The organism is Psychromonas sp. KJ10-2 (assembly GCF_047323255.1).
Lineage (GTDB): Bacteria > Pseudomonadota > Gammaproteobacteria > Enterobacterales > Psychromonadaceae > Psychromonas.
In genome coordinates, this window is sequence record NZ_CP178827.1 from 3,664,978 (window position 1) to 3,685,727 (window position 20,750).

The 20,750-nt window shown below is 38.1% G+C and carries 20 protein-coding genes and 1 riboswitch; of the genes, 5 read left to right on the forward strand and 15 right to left on the reverse strand.

Annotated elements, in window-relative coordinates:
- Positions 1-333: 333 nt before the first annotated feature.
- The 3 genes from ACLKL2_RS18105 (at position 334) to ACLKL2_RS18115 (ending at position 4,212) form a co-directional block, all read left to right on the forward strand.
- Positions 334-1,692 (forward strand): ATP-binding protein, encoded by a 1,359-nt coding sequence (locus tag ACLKL2_RS18105; protein WP_413692696.1) that lies wholly within the window; start codon positions 334-336, stop codon positions 1,690-1,692.
- Positions 1,693-1,710: 18 nt separating this feature from the next.
- A complete protein-coding gene (locus ACLKL2_RS18110) occupies positions 1,711-2,379 on the forward strand; it encodes a response regulator (protein ID WP_113818975.1) in 669 nt (222 codons plus the stop codon).
- 186 nt (positions 2,380-2,565) lie between these two features.
- A complete protein-coding gene (locus tag ACLKL2_RS18115) occupies positions 2,566-4,212 on the forward strand; it encodes a hypothetical protein (RefSeq protein ID WP_413692697.1) in 1,647 nt (548 codons plus the stop codon).
- Positions 4,213-4,532: 320 nt separating this feature from the next.
- On the opposite strand, the gene ACLKL2_RS18120 is transcribed toward ACLKL2_RS18115, so the two are convergent.
- The 12 genes from ACLKL2_RS18120 to ACLKL2_RS18175 all read right to left on the reverse strand — a co-directional run bounded on the left by ACLKL2_RS18120 (position 4,533) and on the right by ACLKL2_RS18175 (position 17,259).
- The gene (locus ACLKL2_RS18120) at positions 4,533-5,414 is read right to left on the reverse strand and encodes a LysR family transcriptional regulator (protein WP_113818973.1); all 882 of its coding nucleotides are present in this window, start codon (positions 5,412-5,414) and stop codon (positions 4,533-4,535) included.
- Positions 5,415-5,526: 112 nt separating this feature from the next.
- Positions 5,527-6,159: a thiamine phosphate synthase gene (thiE, locus tag ACLKL2_RS18125; RefSeq protein ID WP_413692698.1), complete on the reverse strand. Its 633-nt coding sequence runs from the start codon at positions 6,157-6,159 to the stop codon at positions 5,527-5,529.
- A 17-nt stretch (positions 6,160-6,176) separates the two neighbouring features.
- Positions 6,177-6,983 (reverse strand): hydroxyethylthiazole kinase, encoded by an 807-nt coding sequence (gene thiM, locus ACLKL2_RS18130; RefSeq protein ID WP_413692699.1) that lies wholly within the window; start codon positions 6,981-6,983, stop codon positions 6,177-6,179.
- Positions 6,983-7,660, reverse strand: a complete 678-nt coding sequence (locus ACLKL2_RS18135; RefSeq protein WP_413692700.1) for a TenA family protein — start codon at positions 7,658-7,660, stop codon at positions 6,983-6,985. Before ACLKL2_RS18135 ends, thiM begins: the two co-directional genes overlap by 1 nt.
- Positions 7,661-7,882: 222 nt before the next feature.
- Complete coding sequence (locus ACLKL2_RS18140; RefSeq protein ID WP_413692701.1) at positions 7,883-8,647, reverse strand: ABC transporter substrate-binding protein; 765 nt, start codon at positions 8,645-8,647, stop codon at positions 7,883-7,885.
- A gap of 63 nt (positions 8,648-8,710) precedes the next feature.
- Positions 8,711-9,508: an ABC transporter permease gene (locus ACLKL2_RS18145; RefSeq protein WP_413692702.1), complete on the reverse strand. Its 798-nt coding sequence runs from the start codon at positions 9,506-9,508 to the stop codon at positions 8,711-8,713.
- Positions 9,501-10,292 (reverse strand): ABC transporter ATP-binding protein, encoded by a 792-nt coding sequence (locus ACLKL2_RS18150; protein WP_413692703.1) that lies wholly within the window; start codon positions 10,290-10,292, stop codon positions 9,501-9,503. The genes ACLKL2_RS18145 and ACLKL2_RS18150 overlap by 8 nt, the downstream gene beginning before the upstream one ends.
- 1 nt (position 10,293) lies before the next feature.
- Positions 10,294-11,145 (reverse strand): bifunctional hydroxymethylpyrimidine kinase/phosphomethylpyrimidine kinase, encoded by an 852-nt coding sequence (gene thiD / locus ACLKL2_RS18155; protein WP_113818980.1) that lies wholly within the window; start codon positions 11,143-11,145, stop codon positions 10,294-10,296.
- A gap of 105 nt (positions 11,146-11,250) precedes the next feature.
- Positions 11,251-11,367, reverse strand: a riboswitch (TPP riboswitch).
- A gap of 145 nt (positions 11,368-11,512) precedes the next feature.
- Positions 11,513-12,112 (reverse strand): YccT family protein, encoded by a 600-nt coding sequence (locus ACLKL2_RS18160; protein WP_413692704.1) that lies wholly within the window; start codon positions 12,110-12,112, stop codon positions 11,513-11,515.
- Between the two features lie 166 nt (positions 12,113-12,278).
- A complete protein-coding gene (locus ACLKL2_RS18165) occupies positions 12,279-13,151 on the reverse strand; it encodes a porin (RefSeq protein WP_413692705.1) in 873 nt (290 codons plus the stop codon).
- A 732-nt stretch (positions 13,152-13,883) separates the two neighbouring features.
- The gene (locus ACLKL2_RS18170) at positions 13,884-14,705 is read right to left on the reverse strand and encodes a TIGR01459 family HAD-type hydrolase (protein ID WP_413694363.1); all 822 of its coding nucleotides are present in this window, start codon (positions 14,703-14,705) and stop codon (positions 13,884-13,886) included.
- A 187-nt stretch (positions 14,706-14,892) separates the two neighbouring features.
- Entirely contained in the window at positions 14,893-17,259 is a 2,367-nt protein-coding gene (locus tag ACLKL2_RS18175; protein ID WP_413692706.1) for an AsmA family protein, read from the reverse strand.
- Positions 17,260-17,471: 212 nt separating this feature from the next.
- On the opposite strand from ACLKL2_RS18175, the gene ACLKL2_RS18180 reads away from it, so the two are divergent.
- Entirely contained in the window at positions 17,472-17,606 is a 135-nt protein-coding gene (locus tag ACLKL2_RS18180) for a hypothetical protein (RefSeq protein ID WP_413692707.1), read from the forward strand.
- Positions 17,582-18,508 carry an endonuclease/exonuclease/phosphatase family protein gene (locus ACLKL2_RS18185; protein WP_413692708.1) on the forward strand — a complete coding sequence of 309 codons (927 nt, stop codon included), beginning with the start codon at positions 17,582-17,584 and terminating at the stop codon, positions 18,506-18,508. The genes ACLKL2_RS18180 and ACLKL2_RS18185 overlap by 25 nt, the downstream gene beginning before the upstream one ends.
- Positions 18,509-18,607: 99 nt before the next feature.
- Here the strand turns inward: ACLKL2_RS18185 and ACLKL2_RS18190 are convergent, their stop codons facing one another.
- Genes ACLKL2_RS18190 through ACLKL2_RS18200 form a run of 3 tightly spaced genes read right to left on the reverse strand, consistent with a single transcriptional unit; the run spans position 18,608 to position 20,714 of the window.
- Positions 18,608-19,060 (reverse strand): winged helix-turn-helix domain-containing protein, encoded by a 453-nt coding sequence (locus tag ACLKL2_RS18190; protein ID WP_413692709.1) that lies wholly within the window; start codon positions 19,058-19,060, stop codon positions 18,608-18,610.
- Between the two features lie 2 nt (positions 19,061-19,062).
- Positions 19,063-19,293: a response regulator gene (locus ACLKL2_RS18195; protein WP_413692710.1), complete on the reverse strand. Its 231-nt coding sequence runs from the start codon at positions 19,291-19,293 to the stop codon at positions 19,063-19,065.
- On the reverse strand, positions 19,290-20,714 hold the full coding sequence (locus ACLKL2_RS18200; RefSeq protein WP_413692711.1) for an ATP-binding protein: 1,425 nt from the start codon (positions 20,712-20,714) through the stop codon (positions 19,290-19,292). The genes ACLKL2_RS18195 and ACLKL2_RS18200 overlap by 4 nt, the downstream gene beginning before the upstream one ends.
- Positions 20,715-20,750: the final 36 nt, after the last annotated feature.

The following is a 20,750-nucleotide window of genomic DNA, read 5'->3' on the forward strand; positions in this document are numbered from 1 at the left end:
GTTAAAACAACTTATTTTTTCGTTGTAATTTTCGTATAGGGAACAACCATTTACATCAACTTACGCCTCAAACTAAGCCATTTTTCCGGCGCAAAATTTAGATCAGTTATTTAATACAATTGGTATAACGGGCTATTAGAAAGGGCGAACTTTTACTCATCAAACTATGTCATAGAAAAAATAATGTTCATTTTTGGTGCTATTGTCTGTTATTACGATAAAAATGATATTATGTACTTTCGGCTATAAGCTATGCCTATCTTATACTTTGTTTACTTTTACTGTTTAAGGGTGCTTGATGCGTCTTACCTTGTTTAAAAAATCCTATTTTCTATGTTACTGATCAGTTCCTTGATGGTGATCGGTATCGCCAGTTTAATTGATGATAGCTTTCAACAAGGGTTACAGCGTTATTTAAACCATGGAGAAGAGCGGAAACTACGCCTAGTGTCAGAAAACCTTTCCTCCTATTATTCTGAAGATAAAGGGTGGGATGAGTTAACACCTGAAGTAGCAGAATTTATTCTCGGGCGTATTTTTGCGCGACCATCAGAAAATAGTAGTGAACCACAAAAAGCTCGATCACGTTATGTGGCTCGATTACTGAGACGTATTACTGTATTTGATAATAACTGGAGGCCGCTATGGAATAAAGACATCACACTAGGCAATGATGAGATAGTTAAAGTGCCAATCAGATATAACCATAAACTGGTGGGCTGGGTGGCAACCAAAAAGCGTGATATTACACCTGGCGCTTTAGAGAGCAGCTTCCATAAACAACAAAAATACAACTTAATGTGGATTGTATTGTGGGTGACATTAATCTCCTTTGTGCTGTCATGGTTGTTAGTGCGTCACTTATTAACGCCTTTGAAACGCTTGGAAGATGCAACTAGTTCAATACAGGAAGGCGATTACCAAACTAAAATACAAATAGATGGTGAAGATGAGTTAGCTGCGTTATCAATGCGTTTTAATGAATTAAGCCAAAGCTTATTAGTGCAAAAAGAGACCAGAGAACAATGGTTGGCTGATATCTCACATGAATTACGCACCCCTATTTCCGTGTTAAAAAGCGAAATTGAAGCATTACAGGATGGTATCCGTAAACCAGAGCCTAAGTATATTGACTCTTTGCATTACCAAGTACAAAACTTGAATAAACTGGTGAATGATTTATATCAGTTATCCTTATCCGATGCGGGCATGCAATTTGATTTAACTGAGTCGGTTAACATTAAGAAACTAATTGAAAATAATTGCTTACAATATCAATTACGTTTTCAAGAGAAAAAAATTCAGTTACAACATTATTTTCAAGAAAGTGCAGTTAATACAATTACCGGAGACAGTAAGGCTTTGACTCAACTCTTCTCTAATTTATTCGAGAACAGTTTACGTTATACCGATGGTCCTGGTATTTTAAATGTGCAAGTCACCCAAGATAAAAAGATCATGCAAATTCGTATTGAAGATAGTGCGCCTGGTGTGCCAGATGCTGCATTACCTAAACTATTCGAACGTTTGTTTAGGGTTGATGAATCACGAAGTCGTTTAAGTGGTGGTTCAGGTTTAGGTTTATCTATTTGCCAAACGATTGTCAAAGCACACCATGGCAAAATGTTAGCAAGCCATTCAGAGCTAGGTGGTTTAGCGATCACTATTAACCTGCCTATCTCATCAAAATAATTGTTTAAAGGAAGTGTTATGTCACAACGTATCTTAATTGTGGAAGATGAAGAGTCCTTAGCACAAGTGCTAAGCGAGTATCTTAGTTTATCGGGTTTTGTTACCGATGTGATTAATGATGGCAGTCAAGCCATTGACTGGTTAAAAAATAATCCTATTGATTTGTTAATCTTAGATCTTATGTTACCAGGGAAAAATGGTTTAGATATCTACCGAGAACTACGTACCTTTAGTGAGGTTCCTGTGGTGATGGCAACCGCTCGTGTAGATGAAATCGATCGTCTTATTGGTTTAGAGCTAGGTGCTGACGATTATATTTGTAAGCCTTATAGTCCACGTGAAGTAGTGGTACGTGTAAAGAACATATTAAGGCGTGCTAGTGACGATACAAAAGCCTTTGAGCAAATTTTAAGTATTAATGAGTCAACTATGCAAGTATTAGTGAAAGGGCAAGAGGTTAGCTTAACACGTGCAGAATTCCGTCTTCTTGCCCACTTTCATCAACATAAAGACCAAGTATTTAGCCGTGAGCAATTGATGTCGCAAATCTATTCTGATAACCGAGTAGTAACAGATAGAACCATTGATAGCCATATTAAAAACCTACGTCGTAAGATACAAAATGTCGATGCCGAGGTTGATTGTATTCAATCAATTTATGGTGTGGGTTATAAGTTCGCACTATAAAGCCACTATTCAGTGTATCGCCTCAATGAGGCGATACACATCAACATTCAGTGATCAATATCTCTTAAAAAATAGCATAAAAACGCTAACTCCTTAATTTATCCATATTTCCTGCACATTGCTTCTTTATTATCTCTACATCGGCTTAGAACAGAGCCATTATTACTAAAGTAAAAAGAGGTTTATATGAAAAAGTTATTTATGTTAAGCAGTGTTGCATTAATCGTTTCTAGCTCTCTAACAATGGCTGCAGTGAATAAAGTTGCAAATAACGACTTCGCAAGTTTTGATAGCAACAACAATGGTGAAATTAGCCAAGAAGAAGCAACGGGTAAATTAGCTAAGCGTTTTGATAAAGTGGATGCGGATGCAAACGGTTCAATTTCAAAAGCAGAGTTTGAGAACATCAAACAAATGAAGAAAGATCGTAAACAACCTAAGTTTGCTGATTTTGATACTAATAATGATGGTGAAATTACTAAAGCTGAATTTGATGCTGCAAAACCAATGCATAAAGGTAAGCAACCTAAGAAGCCTGAGTTTGCACAAGTAGATACAAACAAAGATGGTGCTATCACTAAAGATGAAGCAAAAGGTGGTTTAGCGAAGCACTTTGATAAAATTGATAGTGACGCAAACGGTTCATTATCAACGACTGAATACAACGCAATGGAAAACATGCGTAAAGGTGGAAACCATAAATTAGACTTCTCTGATGTGGACACAAACGCTGATAAAGCTATCTCTAAGAGTGAAGCTAAAGGCATGTTGTTAAAGCATTTTGATAAAGTAGATAGCAATGATGATGGTTCAATCTCTGAAGCTGAATTTGCAAAAATTCAAGAGATGCATAAAGGTAAAGGCAGAGGTCATAAAAAACCAAGCTTTGAGAAAATTGATAGCAACAGTGATGGTGTGATCAGCAAAGACGAAGCAAAAGGTCGCTTGGCTGAAAACTTCGATAAAATCGATGCAGATAAAAGTGGTGACCTTACTAAACAAGAGTTAAAAGCTGCATTTGATATGCACAAAGGTAAAGGCCATAAAAAAGCTAACTTTAAGAAAATGGATAGCAATGATGATGGTGTGATCAGCAAAGACGAAGCAAAAGGTCGCTTGGCTGAAAACTTCGATAAAATTGATGCAGATAAAAGTGGTGACCTTTCTAAACAAGAGTTAAAAGCTGCATTTGATATGCACAAAGGTAAAGGCCATAAAAAAGCTAACTTTAAGAAAATGGATAGCAATGATGATGGTGTGATCAGTAAAGACGAAGCAAAAGGGCGTTTAGCAGATAACTTTGATAAAATTGATGTAGACAACAGTGGCGATATTACTAAGCAAGAGCTAAAAGCAGCCTCAAAAATGCACAAAGATAAAGGCCATAAAAAACCAAGCTTTGATAAAATCGATGCGAATAACGATGGTGCAATCACTAAAGATGAAGCAAAAGGGCGTTTACTAAAAGGCTTCGATAAAGTTGATACAGATTCAGATGGTAAAATTACTTCTGCTGAGTTTGAGTTAGTGAAAAAAATGCATAAAGGTAAAGGTCACCCAAAAGCAAACTTTGAGAAATTCGATACAAATAACGACGGTGCAATCACTAAAGATGAAGCAAAAGGGCGTTTATTAAAAGGTTTTGATAAGTTAGATAGCAATGCTGATGGTAAAATTACACAACAAGAGATTGATGCAAAAGTTATCATGAAGCATAAAGGTCAAAAACGTCCTACATTCGACATGTTAGATGCAAATGGCGATGGTAAAGTTACAAATGTTGAATTTAATAACTTTTTACAACATAAAGGTGAGATGAAAAAAGCTAAATAAACGGGTATTTCCCTATTCACCAGCTAATCTTAAAATGCCTGAAAAGTTCGCTTATCGGGCATTTTTGTATGGGGCATTTCGTTTAAGGATTATACCAATCATACCAATCATACTAATTAACTGATCTATTATACTTGTTAAAATAACTTATTTATTTGTTGTGAATTTCGTAAGGAAATAGCCATTAAAGAATGAATATCTTTTCGTTCATTCTCCGACAGATGATTAACGAAGTTAATCATCGATAGGCTCAATTAACACCTTAAACTAAGTCATTTTTCCTACGCAAAATTTAGATCACTTATTTAATCTAATTAGTATTATAAAGTCCATTGACGGCAATAATTAATAAACTCTTGTAAAATTGGGCTTTGGTATTTTTCCTTATGCCAGACCAGGTATAAATCTCGCGACATATCAATATCAATAGGTAAGGTGACTACGCGTTTATCGTTTAATGCATGACGCGCTGCAGTTTTAGACATACAAGCCATCCCTAATCCGGATGCACAACAATTGATGATCGCTTCGGTACTGGTTAACTCAAAGGCGATATCCAGATCTGTTAAATGTTGCCCAATATGGTCAATAAAAAAGTGTCGTGAGCCAGAGCCTTTCTCTCGTAATATCCAATGTTGATTATGTAAATCATTTATCGTCACTACTTTATGCTTCATTAATGGATGTTCAGGATGTACAACAATCACCATCTCATCTTTTAACCATCGTTCAACGTGTAATTGTTTATCAATGAGTAAACCTTCAACCAATGCAATATCTAGCTCGTAGTCGATCAGTTGGTTACCAATACTGGTACTGTTATCGATGCACATAAATTGATCTTGATGAGTGCTCACTTGCCTGAATTGAGACAATAAAATAGGCAGCAGATGATTACCTACGGTATTACTCGACCCTATACGTAATTTGCCTTGAAAGTTATGACTGTCAAAGAGGGTAATAATCGCCTTGCTACGCTCTAATTGTTCATCGGCTAAAGGCAGTAAAGCCTTACCCATTTCATTAATCAATAAACGGTTATTTTTACGTTCAAACAATTTATGCCCTAGCTGCTTTTCTAACTCCGCTAAGGCCATACTAACCGCTGGTTTGCTTAAAAACAGTTTATCCGCCGCTGTGGTTAAGGTTTTTTCTTGAGTGATGGTGATAAAAATATGCAGTTGTTTTAAGGTGATATTCATAATGCGCTCATTGTTATGATTAGCTTAACGATATGAGCTACAGTGTAAATTATTCTTAATAGTTTTACAGTGACAGATTAATCGTTAGCGTTAACCTGCCCTAAAAATAGAGTTAATGGTGAGGTGTGGCTGCTTGTATCTGCTTTAATAAATCCGCAGCTGCTTGTTGTGGCGATTCTGCATGACAAATGGCTGATACTAAGGCGACACCGTCCACACCTGTCTCGATAATTGAATCTAAATTAGTGTGATTGATCCCACCAATAGCAACAATTGGGAACTGGCTAAGTTGTAGTGCTTTTGTTAGCCCCTGTATTCCCCACTGTTTTTTGATATTGGTTTTGGTTGGTGTTGCAAAAATTGCACTTAAGCCAATGTAGTCCAGCGGTAAATCATTTGCTTCAAGCAGTTGTTGCTCATTCTCTATGGATAACCCTAATAATTTATTTGGACCAATTAGTTTGCGGGCTAGTTGAACTGGCATATCTGATTGTCCAAGGTGCACCCCATCAGCATCAACAGCTAAAGCGACATCTACACGGTCATTAATAATAAGTGCGACTTGAGTTCCTTGTAATGCCTTTTTCACGGCTTGAGCACGTTTAATATAAGACTGAATATTATCGCCTTTCTCACGCACTTGTACCATGGTTACACCACCCGCAACGGCTTCTTTAACCACTTTTAACAGAGTTGTTAAATCTTGCTGGTCGTCAGTAACTAAATATAAACGATACGGGTTCATGTATATTCCTTGATAATTTAATTAATGGTCAGTTTTAGGTGTTGAACAATCATTTCAGAATCAATTTGGTATAGCAAATCTAAGAGATTCATTTGCAAACTGCCTGGTCCAGCTGACTTTTTCTCTGCCAGTTCACCGGCAATACCTAAAATGGCAGCTGCGGCTAAACCTGTATCTTCACCAATCGCAGCAAAGGCACCGGTTAGGGCACTTAAACTACAGCCCATACCAGTAATATATGGCATCATTGCATGCCCGTTATATAACTGTATTTCAGACTGTGCTGTGATGATGTAATCCACTTCACCAGAAATAACTACATTAGCTTGGTAAGTTTTAACTAAATAACGTGCAGCATTGACCGCCGATTCACTACTGTCTAGCGCATCCACACCTTTACTGGTCGCTTGCTCTCCGGCTAAAGCGATGATTTCAGAGGCGTTAGCACGAATAATCAGGTGTTTGGCGAGTTCTGCAATTTGACGTGAAGTCTCTGTGCGTATGCTACTCGCGCCACACCCCACAGGATCTAATACCACAGGTTTATTATTGGCATTAGCCTGCTCAACAGCATATAGCATACGTGGGATCCATTGGCTGTCTAAGGTGCCAATATTAATCACTAAAGCGCCGCTAAAGGACATCATTTCCGCTAACTCTTGTCGGGAATGCGCCATTATAGGTGAAGCTCCAATGGCTAGTAATGCATTAGCGGTATTATTCATTACCACATAATTAGTGATGTTGACCACCAGTGGTTTTTGCTCACGTAAGCTAAGTAGTGCCTCTGTGATCAATTGTTGTTTGTCTTGGATTGTAGTCATTATTTAGCTCCTTGATTGAGTGCATCTAACCCTTGTTGCCAAAAAGCCACTTCCATTCGTGTGGCTGTTTTGAACACTTTAATAAGCTGCTGGCCACGTGGGCTATTGATATCAATATCAGCTAACAACTGGTCAAGGTGTTGTGTGCTTTCAATGATGCTTTGTTGGAACTCTTCTCCACTATAGAGTTCGATCCAACTAGCAAATTCATTGCCTTCAAATAAGGTATTTTTGTCTTCAGCTAAAAATCGACCTATTTCAGCATAACCTATAGAGCAAGGCGCAAGCGCTGCATATAAATCTACGAGATCGCCTGTCATCCCAGCATCTAACACGTAACGTGTATAAGCCACAGTGCCCACATCTTCATCTTCTGCTTCTAAATCAGCTTCGTTTAATCCCCAGTTTTTACAGTAGGTAATATGGTGATTAATTTCAAAGTCCAATAATGCATGCACACTCGGTAAGGCTTTACGCATATCAGCCAATGTATTTGCTTTATAAATGGCGAGAGCATAAGCACGGGCGTACTGTTTTAAAAATAGAAAGTCTTGCTTTAAATAATGTAAAAAGCATGGCTGTGCTAGGCTGCCATTGCCAAGCTGCAATACAAAAGGGTGTTTTGTGTAGGCTTGCCAATCAGCTTGGCAAGCGTTAATTAAATCTTGATGATTCATGGTTATCTCGCTTAATCAGTAGGCTAATCACTATATTATTTGAAGCTTGGCATGTAGTCTTTTGCCTGTGGCAGTTTTTTAATCAGTTTATTGTCAAACATAAACTGAGCGTAATCGTCGTAACGTGTTAAATCGACTGCTGAAGGGCGCAGTGCAAAGCGTGACAGAGTATCTTTCCAAGCGCGTTTATTAAGCTCATTGTCTAAGGTATCTGGTGCATAACTAACAAACTCTTTCCAGTGCCGCTTGAGGGTGATTAGTGATGTAAATAGTGGCTTGTTCTAAGGCTTTGTTAAAGGCTTTGATCATCGCTGCATCATAGTTGTTAGCATTGGCAACAAAGATTAATTCATCATAAGCAGGTACGCCGTGCTCTTCAGGGAAGTAAGCTTTTGATTCAAAACCTTCTAAAGCTAATTGGTTACTTTCAAAGTTACGTAATCCACCCCAAATGGCATCCACTTTGCCTGATGCTAAAGAAGCAGATAAAGCCCAACCCACATTAATGATTTCAACATCATTATAAGTTAGATTTACTGTCTCTAACATTTTGCCGATAATCGCTTCTTCACTACCTGAGATAGCAATGCCGACTTTTTTATCTTTTAAGTCACTTAGGTTATTAATTTTGCCGTTATCCAATACCATTAAGGTATTTAATGGTGTGGCAATGAGGGTTGCAGAACGTACTAACGGTAGCCCTTCTGCGACATCAATAATTAGGTTTGGTTGGTAGGTTATTGCTAAATCTAGGTTACCTGCCGCCACTAGTTTAGGAGGAAGACTTGGATCGGCTGGCTCTTGAATATCAATGCTTAAACCTTGTTGCTTAAAGTAGCCTCGTTGTTGTGCTATCACAATTGGGCCATGGTTTGGGTTAACAAACCAATCTAACATCAAGGTGACTTTCTTTTCCTGTGCCATTGTCGACTGTGTAAACAGAGTGAAAAGTAATGTCAGTGATGTCAGTAAAAAGTGCTTTTTCATTGCAGGTATTTCCTTATTATTCCAATATTAGTCCATTCAATGGACAGTGTTGTGTGTAAATAACTAAAGTTGCCAGGGTATTAATTTGTTTAAAAGTTTGTCCGTGATGAAATAAAGCCCAACGGAAATAGCCGATAAGATAAATAGCGCGGCAAACATTTCATCAATTAACATGCGGGCGTTGGCTTGTAACATCAAATATCCCAAGCCTTGACTTGACCCAACCCATTCGCCAGCAACTGCACCAATAGGCGCTATCACCACAGCGACACGTATCCCTGAAGCGAGTGTAGGTAAAGAGGCTGGTAATTGAATATGGCGTAATAGTTGCCATTTAGTGGCTTGCATTGTCTTGGCTAAATCGAGATACCCAGTAGGTGTGTTCTTTAACCCGTCATAACAACAGGTCACTACAGGGAAGAAAATAATAATCGCCGCCATCACTATTTTTGAGGCAATACCGTAACCTAACCAGATCATCAAAATAGGGGCGATAGCAAATACGGGAATAGCTTGGCTAGCGATCAAAATGGGTAGTAACCAACGTCTTACCGGTTTAAATAGGAGCATCTGTAAGGCAAAAAATAGTCCCATGGATAAGCCTAACAATAGACCTAAAACAATCTCTTGTGTTGTTACCCAGCTATGCTTAAGTAAAATATCGAGACGACTTATTAAACGTTCAAATACCGATAAAGGCTCTGGTAAAATAAAACTAGGTAACTTAAATATTAATACACTGGCTTGCCAAATCACCAAAAGCATCAATAACGTGAATATTATTCGTAGGCTGTTTTGCAACACTTTTTCAGGGTTGTTAATACGCTGAGTTAAGACGTTAATATTAGGAAATTTATTCATAATCTTGCTCTAATTGTTGAATAATTTGTTGCTGTAATATCGCACTTTCTGCATTCAATGCTCTGGGAGGGGCGGAATTTGGCAATGAAAGTACACTCGCAAAGGCGGGCTTTCCATGCAAGATATATAATTGGTCAGCTAAGCGAACGGCCTCTAATGGGTCATGAGTGATTAATAAAACCGTTTTATCTTTTAATAATTGGTGTGCTAGGTTTTGTAGTTTATAGCGCGTTACTGCATCTAAAGCCGAGAAGGGTTCATCCATTAATACTACTGGTTTATCTTGCATCAAGGTTCTGGCTAAGGCGACACGTTGGCGCATTCCCCCTGATAAATTTTGTGGTAATGCTTGGGCCTTATCAGCTAAGCCGACCTCAGCTAACAACGTTAATGCTTTATGGTGTTGCTGTGTTTTTGAAGGGGAAGATGGTGTTTTGGGGGTAAACTTTTCGCTAAGTAATACATTATCTAATACGTTTAACCAAGGCATTAATAAGTCTTGTTGAGCCATATAAGCGACTTGCTCTTTAAGTGCTATTTGATTGCTAGTAGATAACTCGCCAGACCACTGCACCTTGTCCGTTAGTAAATTCGCAAGGTAGCGTAATAGGGTCGTTTTGCCACAACCACTGCGACCTAAAATACAGCTCCATCCTTGTGCAGGCATCTGCATGTCCAGCCCAGATAATACAGGTTGAGTATCTTGTTGATAGCGTATAACACCTTGTTCAATAGTAATGGCTGGTGAATGTAGCATCTTTGTTTTTGTAATGGTTAAGGCCATGTTAGCAATCACTGTCGTTGTGTTGTTGGTAAAAGTGATGTACCGGGCCTCGTCCTTTACCGATAGTGAGTTGGTCAGCATGCATTAACGCGTGCGTAATATAATTTTTTGCTGCTTGTACTGCCTCTGCCAATAGATAACCTTGTGCTAAATAGGAAGCAATAGCCGAAGAAAGTGTACAACCTGTCCCATGGTTATTATTGGTGTAAACTCGATCAGCTGTTAACTCTTGAATAACATGAGATAAAATTAACAGATCGGTACTGTGCTTATCTTGTTGTAAATATCCCCCTTTCAATAACACGGCTTTAGCTCCTAATTGACGTAACCCTTTGACCATCGACTGCATTTGTTGGGTTGTTTCAGGAAGGTTCTGTGATGTACTGTCGCCGATTAATGCTGCGGCTTCAGGTAGGTTTGGAGTAATAATGTTTGCTAAAGGAAACAGCTCAGATTTTAATGTTTGGATGGCTGATTTTTCTAATAATAAGTCACCATTGGTGGTGACCATTACCGGGTCAATGACGATAAATTGAGGCTGGTACTGTTTTAATTTTTTGGTCACCAAGCTGATAATATCACTATCAGCTAGCATACCAACTTTTACCGCCACGATATTTAAATCACTGAAAACGGCGTCTAATTGCTTTTCAACATGCTCTAGTGGAATGGGGAAAATACCAGAAACACCTAAGGTATTTTGCGCTGTGATCGCGGTAATTGCTGAGCAAGCATAACTGCCTGTGGCTGAAATAGCCTTAATATCCGCTTGAATACCTGCACCACCGCCACTATCGGAACCTGCGATGGTCAATACGATCGGCACCTCCGCCTGAGCTGAAGAGGTTGTCATTGAATCTGCTATTTGAGTTTTAAGGTTGCTATTGGCCATCATTGCTCCGATTACAACGCCTCGGAACTATATGAGAAAACCCAATACGCGCAAAGATGCACTATGGTAGGTGTTTACATAGTTCCCTGCGTCAGTGCTAACTGTATCAGGTTCAACGGGTATCGATGCAATCCTAAAAGGTATCGCATTCGTTCTCAGCCTTCGGCTCCCCGACTATAAGTGTTTTGAATCATAACAAGTTTAGATGAAAGTGCAATGCAACATATAGCGCTTTGTTATCTGTGAGGCATAAATTGATGAGGAAAAGGGGAGGCAGATGTTTGCGCTTGCTGAGTCAAGCAAAGCGCAAACAAGAGATAAAAGTAAATTATTGGTTAATACGTGCTTTGAATTGCGCACGGGTCTTCTCATCTGCTTTTTTGTACCAGTAATCTAGCATTTGTCCTGCTACATCGCCTTCTGTTTGTCCATTGGCAGGAACAATAATAGTGGCAGGTTGGTGTAATGAAGCGGGTTTGTCTGTTTGATTATACGCTGCGGCTTCAGCTACTAAGTCTCGGTTAAATTGGATGCCATTTTTCATTAATTTACCTTGCTCAAAAGAAACGGCTTTACCACTAGTATCTGTTAAGGTGATTTCTGGCTGTTCATTAAATTGATTAATCTGCTTTTCAGAGCGTAATCTAGGTAAGCTCATTGTGTAGTCTTGGTTGTTTCCTTCAAAAGTGATTAATATGATATCTGTGGTGAAATAATTAACCTCGCCACCTGCACGGTAATTCCCTTCATATTGAAAAGCAATTTGGTTTTTACCATCTTTTAATATTAACGAGTTTTGTTGTTTAGCGATCTCACCATTCACAACCTTTAGTGATACCTGAGAGGGCACGGTTAGCTGGATATCTGCAAAGGCTTGTTGGCTTAGGCTACTGATTAAGGCAAGGGTTATAAATTTCAATAGTTTCATATTTGATACTCATTATGCTTAAAGGGGAAGAGAAATGTGTTGATTGAGCAATTTGGTCTGTGTGTATAGAGAAAAATTATTTTTATTAATCAATTAATCTTTTAATTTAACACAAAAAAGCACTCAGAAGAGTGCTTTTTGATATGTGCGTGTTTAATCAGAAGCCTTAGAAACCGTAACGAGCACCGAACTGTAGCTCATTTTCACGGTTACCAGCTGTATAATCACTTGAATTATCGTTGTTTAGCGCTAGTTTGTAGCTACCGTATAATGCAAAGTTACCCATGTAACGAGCGTATTCAATACCAATAAAGTTTGTATCTAATGAATCGATATCGTCAGCTGAGTAGTAGCTGTAGCTTGCATTCACAACGTTCTCTTGGTTGGCACCAAAGTAGTAAGCTGCAAAGGCATCGGCAGCTACGAAGTCTGAGTCTTCAATACCATCTGCCGAGATATTACCAGCCATACCCATTGCCGATAGGTAAATACTATCTTTAGCGTATTTAGCAGCTACTAAGTATGATGTTGAATCATCTGTGTCTGTACCATTACCGTATTCTTGGTCACTTGTTGCTACACCAGCTGCTAATTCAAGCTCTGGGCTAAACTTGTAAGCTGCCATTAAACCGTAACCGTCAGCGTTGTCATTTGCGTTTTGCGTAGCAGAAGCTTGTACAGTTAAAGCATCAGCTTGGTACACGTAACGTAATGTATTCTTTGAACGGTCTGCGGTTGTTACTGTATTTTCATTAACGTAACCACTGAATGTTTCTGCTAGGTCAGTAAAGTCAGTTAAGTAAGTTACCGCATTAGCTTGGTGACCGTAAATAAATGAGCCTGCCTGTGTATCTGCACCTACGTATAGGTGACGAGTGTTTAGGTTCGCATCATTATCATCTTCATTTTCAGTTATTTCAAACTCGTAACGTCCAAATACAGTTAAATCTTCATTTAGCTTGTTTTTACCGTTTACGTTTAAACGTACACGTGATGCATCAGAGTATTCGCCATCAGTGACGTTCCCACGTACTTCCACACGGCCACCGATATTAAATTCTTGTGAGTCTGTTTGGTAACTTGTGAGTCTGTTTGGTAAACTGTTGCTGCATAAAGAGGAGAGGCGATAACTGCGCTAGACGTGATAGCTAGTAGATATTTATTGAATGTCATATTCATTTTCCTGTTTTTATTAGAGTCATTTAAATTAAAAAACTGTCATATTTAAATGTTATTATTGAGGCAAGCAGGAAGATGTGTTAAAAGCTTCCTGCAAAAATGTAGACTTTCCGTGTCCTTTTAAATCACAGTTGCCAATCTATATAAATTTCTCCAAGAATTCACAATAAAGTAATAATAAAAGTGACATATAGTGATCTTTATCACAATTTTTGTTGTTTAAAATTTTATGTTTTTTGAATTTTGGTCTACGTGGGATGATTCTTATTTTATATTGTTCTTCGACATCGTTTTATTTTTACCAAAATACCCAGCATCTTGATTGTTTTGAGAATAGTTCTTTGTACATTAAATGAGCAAAAAGACTAGGGGAAAGTGAGTAGATAGAGAGATTAATATTAATTTTGATGGTTAATAAACGCCTATTTCTGATAAATATAAGCGATTAAATTTTTCTCTTTAATCGCTATGTAATATGTACGTTATAAAATAGAAAAAGGTTAAATTAGGCTATCGTTACAAACAAAATAGCCTAGCTCAAATTTTAACGGTCAGTAAATTGACTCATTAACAGAGAGAGAAGATATCAAGCTTATTGTTTAAACCAGTCGACATAAAAGTCCGGAGATACTTCATATTGCTTGGAAATTACTTCGATACTTGCTTTATCTGAAATCTTATCGGCATGAATACCGCTGGTAATAAACAAATTACTGATACCAGCACCATTTGCCCCTGCTATATCGTGTTCTAAGCTATCGCCTACAGCTATCGCATTATCCCAACCGCCGACCAGTGTTTTACACATGTCGTAGATCTTTTTTTGTGGTTTGCCATGCCAATGTACTTTTCCGCCCATTTCTTGGTAAGCAATAGCAATGGCACCTGGGCAGGTTTTTAAGTTACCTTCTGGGGTCATGGCAACCAGATCAGGGTTACTTACGACTAATTCTAGGTTATTACGGTAGGCAATGGTTAAATCATCCATATAAGCTTCAACACTACCTCTGTCTACCCCACAACATAATACAAAGGAGGCTTGTTCAACTGTTGCAACTGATTGCACTGCACAGTCTTCGAGTACTGTATCGTCCTCTTCCCACTTAAAGTGTAGAGCTTGTTGCCCTAGGCTTTTGAACTTTCCTGACTTGAAGTTATGACGCATGTGATCGCCAGAAGTTAACACATCTAGATAAAGGTCACGGTTGATGCCTGATTCAGTGAGTCGGGCATAGGAAAATGAACTATTTTTGCCGCTGTTGGATAAGATAACGACTTTTTTGTTGTGTGATTTTAAAAAGTTTAATGCTTGTATTGCTTCAGGAAAAGCCTTTCCACCATTATGTAACACTCCCCATTGATCAAGAATGAAGGTGTCAAATTTATCAATAATATCTGTTAAACCGTTGATCATTTTCACAGAGTCAATTCCTCTTAAAAGTAATACCAATTATTTTAACAAGTAAAATAGATTGGTTAATGAGTTTGATTGGTAATAGTGTATAGGTATTATGTTTCAGATATACATTCTATTAAAAAAGCTGATCCAGTTTCCTGAATCAGCTTTTTATAAAACAATAAAAGATGTTAAATATTATCGATTAAAATAATCCTTTTAACTTGTCTTTTAGGTCTTTTGCTTCCTCTTTTAAGTCATCCTTAGAGACTTTTTCACCAGATAGTATATCTTTAGCAGTGTCTTTTAATGCTTCTTTAGCGGTATCTTTCACAGCTGTTTTAGCGGCTTCAAGTTGCTCTTTTAATGCACCTTCAGTATCTAGGCTAAAACTTGGGTCAGAGAATGACCCTTGGATTCGCAGTGGAATAGAAACTCCACTTAAGTCTCCATAGCTAGTACTTTCATCAGTTTTAGATAAAGGTGTGACTCCCAACTTGTAATCGATAGTTTGCTTGATAGTATCTGCTGTCCCTGCACCATCTAAACGAATAACTGGAGATGTCATGGTTAGTTTCTGATTATCCGCAATACCTTCATCTACGGTAAACTCGCCGGTCAAAGAAGCAAAGTCTGTCTTTTTAACTAGTTTATCTTCTTCAATGGTTTTACCTGTTAGTTTGGCTTTAAATACACGGATTTCATAAGGTAAGTTGATTCCATATAACTCACCATCTATTACTTTAAAATCACCTTTAGCATTGACACCTTGCTGGATTTTAGTGCTGGTTAGACCTTGTCCGCTAGCTGCTAGGTTAAAGTTCGCTGTACCACTTAACAGATCAACTTGTGCAGCATCTGTTAATAGAGGCAGCAAGGCAACATTTTTAAGTGCCGTGGTTGCTTGGTAACTATTTTTACCGCCATTTTCATCAACTGAAGCATTCACACTAACTGAACCGTCATATAGGTTTGCAGTCAATGGGTTAATGGTGGCTTTACCATCTTTAACGGTTAAACCATTGGTGATTTTACCTATAGTAATATCTTGGTATAACACGCCGGCAATCGTTAACGTCCCTTTGATATCTAAGTCGTTAAGAATACTTAAATCGGGTTCAACTTCTTCGCTTGTTTCTGTGCTTGTAGTTGTACTTTCTGCTGACTCAGTACTCTCAGTTGCTTCAGGTAAATAAGGGTTAAGGTTCCAAACATTACCGTTTAGTGTGTAACGAATTACTGGCACAGTTTGTTGCACAAAGCTCACTTTACCATTTAATTCAATATCATCCACTTTGGTTTTAAGTGACGTTAAACTCAGTTTTTGCTGGTCCAGGTCGTAACTGATGTCAGTAGAGATATCACTATTGATTTTGTTTTCACCGATAGCGGCAACCGTGACTTCACTGTCGATGGTGAATTGTTTAATAAGGATTTTTTGGAAATCACTGATGGTTAGTTCTTGTAGCGAGAAGTTCATTTCGCCTTCAACATCATCACCCTTAACGGTATTGTTTACTTTAAAGGTATCAATTTTTGCTGTCTGTTTGGCGATATCTAGCGCAAGATTAGTTTCTAATGTGCTATTTACTTGGTTATTTTGTAATGCAGAACCATTTAAGCTACTCGTTAAAGTTAATTTACCTAGGTTCACTTGGTTATGCTCAACAACATTGATATCACTGCTGTTAATATAAATGGTGCCATCTAAGAAATCACCTGTAAATGTATTGTTAATAGTGATTGCTTGAATATCTAACTCTTGTGTTTCTGGTTGGTATTTTAAACCACTAGTGAACACTGTATTAAGTTTACTGCCTGATAGGGCATCACTTAAAATATCACTTTCAATGGTTAGGTTAGTCAGTTCTACCGTAGTTAAGTCAGCATCAACAAAGATATCTGCATTAACATCAATATCCGCTTCTACTTGGCTATTTTTAACTGAGCTATTTAAGCTAAAGTGAGCAACTTGCCCAAATGCAAACTCTTCAAGTTGTAGGCTATTGATCGCCACTTCTTGGATTTCATCGGTTTGATGATCAATCACTTTTAAAGTGGCATTGGTAATATTGATACCTGATAATACAAATTTAGAGAGGTCTAGTGAACTCGAGGTTTCTTCCTCTGTGTCTGTTGTTTCTTGTTCTGCAGTATCAGTTGCTGTTTCATCAGTGCTTTCAGCAGTAAGATCATCGAGGTTAGTCGTACCGTCTTTATTGGTAATTAAATTAAATTCAACACCATCAAGCACAATCTCTCCAATTTCGATATTGCCTGAGAATAATGGCAATATATTAATTGATACCGCTGCTTCTTGTACATTTAGTAACGTTTTTTCTTCGAATTCAGGGCTATTTTGTAGTGTTACTTGACCACTCTTGAAACCGAGTAGTGGATACAAACTCCAACCTAGGTCACCAGTGATCACTAAGTCTCGGTCAATGGCGTTTTTTGCTTGATCTTGAATTTGCTGTTTATAGTCATTGGGATCCACTGTTGCGACAACAACAACGACTGCGATAACTAATAAAAGCAATAGGGCTAATGCGAGTTTCAGAAACAATTTCATTAACATGTCCTTATAAAGAAAAGATGTATTGATGATAGACAGTGTAATAGCTTAAGGGTTCATGATCACCCTTTTGTTTTGAAGTGTGTGTTGTGTGTTATTATTTAAGGCATTGAGAGTATCTATCCAATTTATAAGGACTTTCCATCATTAATCATATTACTGCAGTTAATTCTTCTGGCCCTTCACTGAAGCAGAGTGAGGTATCTGATGTGCCAAATAGTACACAAACTGCATTTAAAGTCGCGACCTTTAACCTGTTCAATTATCTAGCTCCGCCGGATGCTTTTTATGATTTTGATCGCATCTACTCAGCGGAGCAATGGCAAAAAAACAGCGCTGGATAACAACCTACTTAACTGAACATCAGCCTGACATTATTGGCTTTCAAGAAGTGTTTAGTATTGAATCTTTACAAAGCTTAGTGGCTGATTCCGGCTACCAACACTTTGCTGTGGTTGACCAACCGACTGTCATTGATGATTTTATTTATCGTGACCCTGTTGTCGCTTTAGCCAGTAAATTTCCTATTGTTGATGTTGCATCTGTGCCTGTTGATAAAGATCTTGTTATTCAGTTAGGGTTAAGTGCTGAGTTTGATTTTAGTCGGCAAGTGGTGAGAGCAACGGTTGATATACCGCATTTAGGGTTATGTGATTGTTATGTCGTGCACTTTAAATCCAAGCGTGCCGCATGGCAGGTTGAGCTTGATCCGCTTACGTCATTAGAAGGAAAAGTGATTGAACAGTTTAAAGCGCAAGTTGCTGGTGGTTGGGCTTCTTCTATTCAGCGTGGTAGTGAAGCGACTTTATTGATGATGCATATGGTTGAAAGGCGTGCCAAAACAGGGAATGCAATGATCTTAATGGGGGATTTTAATAACCCATTGCAGGATGGCATTTTAGCGCATTTAACGACTCCAAATTTGTTGTTTAATAATGATCAGCAGCAACAGCAGTTAATGCAGTTTTATACCTTGCGTGATGCATGGACATTATACGAAACGAATCAAGCCGTTTTATCAGAGGAGCAGCTAAAGCGAGCAGCGACTCATTATTTCGGTCAAAGTAGCTCAGTGCTGGATTATATTTTGCTATCTAGTGAATTTGATACCAAAGCGCAGTCTAACTTTTATGAAGTAAGTGATTACATTAATACCGATAAACACTTAATAAACCCAATCTTTGATATTGATGGTGAAAGTACCGACCATGCGGTCGTTAGTATTTGTTTAAGGTTAAGAGCGTAGTGATAATATTATCAACTGGTTAAGTTCTTGCTCTTTTTAAGCTGCTTACCATGAGCTAATAAATTATTTTACTTCATGGTATTCGCCTTATCCTTAGTATTACTGTTCCTGTGCAAACTTATAACCTACACCATAAATGGCTCTGATAGGGTTACTGTCGCTTTTAATTGCAGCCACTTTTTTTCGAATATTTTTTATATGAGTATCAATATTTCGGTCTGATACCTCTAATGCATCATCTTTGTAGATATGTTGAATAATATCTTCGCGGGTGAACACTCTTCCAAGATGAGTGATAAACAACAGGAAAATTTTAAACTCTACGGCAGTGAAGTCGATTTTTTGTTGTTCCAATAAGGCCACGTAACCGTCTGCATAAAGCTGAAATCCGGCGTAATTGATTGTATCCAAGCTAGTGTGATTAGTTCTGCGCAATACGGCTTTAATTCTTGCGATCACCTCTTTAGGACTGAAAGGTTTAACAATATAATCATCGGCTCCCGTTTCTAGTCCTATTAAACGGTCTTGCTCTTGTTGTTTGGCTGTTACCATGATTATTGGGAGGTTAGAAAAACTCTGATCTGTTTACATAGCGTTATTCCATCAACTTCCGGTAACATTAGGTCTAATAAAACCAAATCAATAGGATTCTGTTTAATATAGTCGACAACTAATGCGCCGTTATCAAGATGATGAGCGTGATAACCTTGTTGCAAACAATAGGCGATTAATACCTCTGCGATATGCCGTTCATCTTCAACAATCAAAATAGTAGGGTGCTTCATCTAAATGTACCTATTTTCGGTAGTGTTAATGTCACTTGTAATCCACCTAAAGGTGAGTCTTGCAATGAAATCTCACCTTTATGTGCAGTAGTGATTTGTTGGCAAAGTGCTAAGCCAAGCCCTGAACCGCCATACTCTCGACTACGTGATTTTTCAACACGATAAAATCGCTCAAATAATTTATCTCGTTCCTGTTTACTCACCCCAGGAGCAGAGTCTGAAATCGTTAATTGAAGTTGCTGTTTTACTGGTTTAAGGGAGATTGCAATTTGCCCACCAGGATCTGTATAGCGACAACTGTTTTCCATCAAGTTCATCAATAATTGCTTAAGACGTTCTGGATCGCCATTCACTTGATAATGGTGTGCTTTATTTAAATGTAGCGGAGCCACATGGAGCTGACGTTGTTGAAACCGAGCTCGGCAACTGTCTATCGTTTGTTGTACTAACTCGGCCATATTCAATGTTTGAAACTCATAGGTTAAATGTGCGGTATCACTGTGGGCGAGTTGTGATAAATCATCAACAATGTAATTTAAATTATCTACTTGATTGATTAACAAGCTAATACGATCTTGATCGGCGGTAAATATACCGTCTTGTACTGCAATCAAATGTGATCGTAATACGGTTAATGGTGTTTTTAATTCATGAGAGGTATCGGACATCCACTGAAAGCGCATTTGTTGGTTATCTTGTAGGGTGCTGGCTAAATGGTTAACGTTTTGGGACAAGGTGCCTAATTCATCTTGAGAGAGTGAGGGGATTCTTTTATCAAAGTCACCTTCATTAAGTGCGGTTGTTGCGTTGACGATTTGTTGAATAGGTTTAGTGAGGTGTTTTGATAACAAAATGGCCATCACAAAGGCCAGTAATATTACCAATAAAGCAATCATTAAATAGTTATGAAGTTGTGCATTTAAAAAGGCTTTAGCAGGACTACTGGCAGACAATCGAGATGGGACCAGACCAAGCCAGGCAACCGCTTTATTATTTATTAAAATTGGTTCAATCAGAGGGTTTTCATTAATATCTTCCCGACCGACTAAGACCTTTTTTTGTTGGTCATACAGGCTAATACGGCGACCTGTTTTTAATAGGTTATTAGGGAGTTCAAACCATAATAGAGAAGGAAGAGTAGGGCGCTCTGTTATCGCTTGCTTATCATTTTGTGGTTTTTCTTGAGGGTCAACAATAGCGCGCCATTGTTGACTATTATCTACTACTGCATCCCAATTTCTGGTTTTTTTGTAGATATCTATTAGCTGCTGTTTAACTTCACTAAAGTGCTTTTGCTCTTGTTGGTCAATGAAATGATTAAAGTCTTTGGTGAAATTAATATAAATAAAAACCAACATCACGCCGACTAAGGTGATATTGGTGATAAAAAAAGCAAGAAAAAACTTATGTATTAGTTTCACAGGTTCTCTAGTATTAATAGGCAATTTGATTTAACG